General features: G+C 38.3%; 4 protein-coding genes and 1 tRNA gene. 1 reads left to right on the top strand and 4 read right to left on the bottom strand.

Going from position 1 to position 4446, the window contains the following annotated elements; translation table 11 throughout:
- Positions 1–485: 485 nt before the first annotated feature.
- Positions 486–560, top strand: a tRNA-Gln gene (locus BN338_RS06700).
- A gap of 260 nt (positions 561–820) precedes the next feature.
- Here the strand turns inward: BN338_RS06700 and BN338_RS06705 are convergent.
- From BN338_RS06705 to BN338_RS06720, 4 genes are read right to left on the bottom strand one after another with little or no spacing between them, the layout of a single operon-like run.
- Entirely contained in the window at positions 821–1285 is a 465-nt protein-coding gene (locus tag BN338_RS06705; RefSeq protein WP_039760305.1) for a toxin-activating lysine-acyltransferase, read from the bottom strand.
- Entirely contained in the window at positions 1285–2610 is a 1326-nt protein-coding gene (locus BN338_RS06710; RefSeq protein WP_039760308.1) for an HlyD family type I secretion periplasmic adaptor subunit, read from the bottom strand. The genes BN338_RS06705 and BN338_RS06710 overlap by 1 nt, the downstream gene beginning before the upstream one ends.
- A complete protein-coding gene (locus BN338_RS11675) occupies positions 2600–3733 on the bottom strand; it encodes a peptidase domain-containing ABC transporter (protein ID WP_244427617.1) in 1134 nt (377 codons plus the stop codon). The genes BN338_RS06710 and BN338_RS11675 overlap by 11 nt, the downstream gene beginning before the upstream one ends.
- On the bottom strand, positions 3666–4268 hold the full coding sequence (locus tag BN338_RS06720) for an ABC transporter transmembrane domain-containing protein (RefSeq protein ID WP_039760311.1): 603 nt from the start codon (positions 4266–4268) through the stop codon (positions 3666–3668). The genes BN338_RS11675 and BN338_RS06720 overlap by 68 nt, the downstream gene beginning before the upstream one ends.
- Between the last annotated feature and the right edge of the window lie 178 nt (positions 4269–4446).

A 4446-nucleotide genomic window follows, 5' to 3' on the forward strand; every position in this document is an offset into this window, starting at 1 on the left:
TAAAAATTAGAATTTTCTATAAAGGAACTTATCATGCTTATTGTGCATTATCAAAGCAATCTATCTTTAAGGAAGGGCAAATTATTTTATATTGAGGCATCCAAAAACAAAAATACGGTTAAGAAGATAGAAAAATCATCAATACACAAAGTTTTCTCATCTTTTTTAAATTAAACAAGATAAGATACAAATATATCAAGAAAAGTAGAGCATATACTCATTTATTAAATACATGAGTAAATTGCAGGATTTTCACTTTATGCTCTTAAAATCAATAAAAGAGAAAGATAATTGATGGATAAATGATTGTGACTTGTGTTAGAAGAATAACGGTCTATCAGTTTTTTCTACGGATTTGTATCGGTGCAACATCGTACAAGGGTTAGAGGCTTTTGTGATAAAAAAGTAAGGTCTTTGATTTTCAGTTGCGTCCAATCACAGGAATCGCTATAAGGAGCGAAACTAATTATAAAGCGTATCTTTTTTGGGGTATAGCCAAGCGGTAAGGCACCGGTTTTTGGTACCGGCATTCCCTGGTTCGAATCCAGGTACCCCAGCCAGTTCTAGTGAAGCCCCAGCCAACTCTCGTGAAGCCAATGAAGGTGGAGCAATGACAGCTTAACTTGAGAGTAAGTTAATCTTAACGATCTGTTGCTATTCATATCAAATCTGGTGAGCTAAAAAATACCTATTTGTAGTAGATTAGCTTTAAATATCCTAAGGCTTTCTTTATACCATAGCTATAGTAAAAATAATCATTTTTAGAGCTTTTTCTTTATAAAGGGGGGTGAATGATTTATGCCCACTTAGTGTCTAAAAGCTAGTCAGATGGTTTTTGTGTTCTATAGCAACACCAACGGGTGATTTTTCGTATTCCGCCGTCTTCATTACGCCGTACAGCATAACAATAACGCTGATCAGGAAATGTATTTCGCTGCATATCGCGTACAATACGAGAAGCATGACCATAGGGTGCTACATAATCAATGAACCACATGTACTTTCCCCCCTGCCAATCAGCATTGGGTAAAAGCTCTCCCATTTTAAGCATGGATTGATGATTTTTTTCATCTAAAAAAGCCCATGTGGTAAAGGCACAAAATTCTCCATGCTCATTTTTATAGAGCTTGTATTGTCCAATTCGTAAAGCCGGTCCTAAGTTTCGTTCAATATCCCAGATTCTCCAGCGGCGGTGTAGGGGGGATTGAAGCATTAAAACGACCATGGCACCCAAAGCCGTCATTGGATCTATGAGTGATGGTGCTGGATTTTCATTGATAGACATTATCTTTCCTTTAAAGATTGTTCTAAAATTTTTGTAATAGGTTCAAAGAAATAAGAAATGAGGCGCCGTTTTGAAGTAATGACATCAGCTGTCACGGTCATACCAGGGATAAATTTAAGCTCTTGGTGATTAAAAGTGATGTGATCTTGGTCGATTTTGATTAAAACAGCATAAGCACCATTAATTTCTTGCTTATGGCGCGCGGTTGCACCTACATTCATAACTGTACCGTAGACAACACCGTAACGTTCAGGTGGAAAGGCAGAAAATTTTACGTAAGCACGTTGGCCTTTTTCTAAAAAACCAATATCTCGATTATCAAAAAACGCTTCAACAATGAGTCCGCCTGTGCTTGGGACAATACGCATGAGTGTTTTACCTGCTTCTACAAAGCCACCCAAAGTGTGGATACTTAAATCATCAATGCGTCCATCAATAGGTGCATAAAGTGATAAGTGGTCAAGACGATATTGGCTGCTGTCAAGTTTAGCTTTTAAGCCTTGCAGAGAAAGTTCCGCTTCACGAGAAAGTTGCCGATAGTGGGCGATTTCATCGGAAATAAGACTTTGTCTTTGTTGGTAGAGTGCTTCTATTTCAGCATTATTTTCTTCCAAGCGTCTTTTATTGACTAAAATTTCATGTTCTACATTTTTAAAGTCATGGAGACGTTCTAAATAAAGAGAGTTGCTGATGACTTTTGTTTCCATAAGGCTTTTGGCAGCTTTGAGTTTTTCTTGGCTTAATTGTTGATCATCTCGTAATTTGTCCAATTGCGCATATAGAATAGCACCGCTGCGTGCAACGCGGTCAGCTTGAGCTTTCAGTGTTTTTACTTTATCTTGTAGCGATTGAAGAGGTGCGTGGATGAGTTTTTCCCCATCCATTTTCGTTGTTTTGTTGCTGGAGGAAGAGATTTTCAGATATGCCAGTCCTTTGGTTACAAAATCTTTATCCAAAGGATCTCGTTCGCTCAAGGCAGCTAAAATAGCAGCAGCAATTTGCGCTTGAAGGCTTTGCTGTGCGATATCGGTTTGGACACGTGCACGCTCATTTAAGGCTTCACGGGGATCTAATTGAATAAGGAGATCACCTTGGTGAACGAACTGTCCTTCTTTTACAAGAATTTTTTCAATGCGTCCTGTATTTTGTGCTTGGACGAGTTGAACATAGGAGGTGGGAATAACCGCCCCTTGTCCCCGTGCAACAATCTCTGTTTTTGAGATAAAGCTACCAATAACAATAAAGAGGAATAAGGCGACAAAAACAGCAACCACCATATGAAGGGTTGGTGACAAAGGGCGCAAATGAGGAGCCTTATCTGCCATTTTTTGCCTCCAAATCAGAAAAATTTAATATGGTTGCATGCTTGGGAAAAAGATCGCGTTTGTGAGTAATAACGAGAACAATACGCTCTTGCGAAAGTTTATATAAATGTTCGACAATTTGAGTACTGATTGTATCATCCAACGCGGAAGTAGGTTCATCCAAGATAAGAAGTTGTGGTTCGATGAGAAAAAAGCAAGCCAATGCTAGGCGTTGGCGTTGACCACCCGATAAAAAGCCTCCTTGTTCACCTACTTGGGTATGAAGCCCTTGAGGCAATTGAGAGATCAAATCATGACAAGCACTCGCATGAACGGCTGCAACGATTTCATCCTCTGTAGCATCTGGTTTGGCAAGAAGCATATTCTCAAGAATGGTTCCGGAAAAAAGGCAAGGGCTTTGGGGAAAATATGCGATTGTTTTACGCACACTACGGATATCAAAATTTTGTAAAGATTGATCGTTAATCAATATCTGTCCATTTGTTGGAGGATAAAGACCACAAAGGAGTTTAGCAAAGGTTGATTTTCCACATCCTGAAGGACCCAGCAACATAATCGGCTTACCAGGTTGTAAACAGACATCAATATGATTGATAATGGGTGTTTTTCCATAAGAAAAACAGATATCTTTAGCTTCAAGATGGGGCTTGGTGGTGAGGTGAAGGGGTGGCTTTTCCTTTTCCCATTCTGAAGGTGCATTAAGAATGTCACCCAAACGAAGACGAGAGATTTTGAGGTGCTGCCATTCTTCCCATAAAGAGGCAAGGCTTAAAATGGGACCAGAAACATTGCCAGCAAGAAGATGAAAGGCAATAAGTTGCCCTAGCGTAATCTGGTTTTGCAACACTGCTTGAGCACCAAAAAAGATAATAAAAATAATGAAAAGATCACCAAAAATATGGCTTAAAGCCCCATTTAAGAGATGAAATTTACTGGTTGTGAGGCTTTGATCCAGACTACGGGCTAAAGTTTCTTGCATACGTATCGTATGAGCAGATTCTTTTACATGTGCCTTGATGGCTTCAAGATTGGTAAAACTTTCAATAAGGCGTGATTTATGGGCAGCTTGCAGGGTGAAAGCACGGCGTAATTGGCGGCGCAAAAAGGGACCAACCAACGCCAAAGAGCCCATTTGCAAAGGTAAAATGATAAGGACAATATAAGGTAAGTTTCGGACTAATGGAAAAGAGTGCAGCAAGATAAATAATGGCAAAGAGAACATTCAGTATAGTTGTGGCAATGGTTCCCGTTAAAAAACCGCGAATTGTATCAACCTCTCCAATACGTGAAAATAATTCTCCCACTTGCCAATGGCGTAAAACAGGCAAAGAAAGACTTAATAGATGGGTATAAATGCGTCGTCCAAATTCTAATGTCAGCCGATTGGCTAAATAAGTGCCTAGGTACCCCGATAAAGTGCTAAGAGCTGTACTAAACAGCATGATAGCAACCATCAAGATAACAATAGCATAGAGACTTTCAATGCGCTGAAAGGGGAGAATACGATCAATAATCGCTTGAAAAATAAAAGGGTTTACCAAGCCCAGTAAACGCAAAACAATGGCAACACAACTAAGTTCAATAACAAAATAAATATATTTCTTTGTTGTACTTGTAAACCAAGAGAAGGCTACAGGTTTTTCTTGTGAAGGACTCATTTGAATTTATAATTTTGTTTTAAGAGAAAGAGGGCTTTGTGTCTCATATTTTAACGATATTGTAAATAGTATTATTTATTAATTAAAATATACATTTTGTATTAATATAGTATAAACAAAGTGTATTTAATATTTATGAAGTATTTTTGTTTTTATTTTTTAATTATATTTGACAGTT

Source organism: Bartonella queenslandensis AUST/NH15 (assembly GCF_000312585.1).
GTDB lineage: Bacteria > Pseudomonadota > Alphaproteobacteria > Rhizobiales > Rhizobiaceae > Bartonella > Bartonella queenslandensis_A.

Bases quoted from the DNA above. Each gene is read 5' to 3' on its own strand.
- BN338_RS06720 (WP_039760311.1), bottom strand. From the start codon at position 4,268: ATGAGTCCTTCACAAGAAAAACCTGTAGCCTTCTCTTGGTTTACAAGT.
- BN338_RS06705 (WP_039760305.1), bottom strand. From the start codon at position 1,285: ATGTCTATCAATGAAAATCCAGCACCATCACTCATAGATCCAATGACG.
- BN338_RS06710 (WP_039760308.1), bottom strand. From the start codon at position 2,610: ATGGCAGATAAGGCTCCTCATTTGCGCCCTTTGTCACCAACCCTTCAT.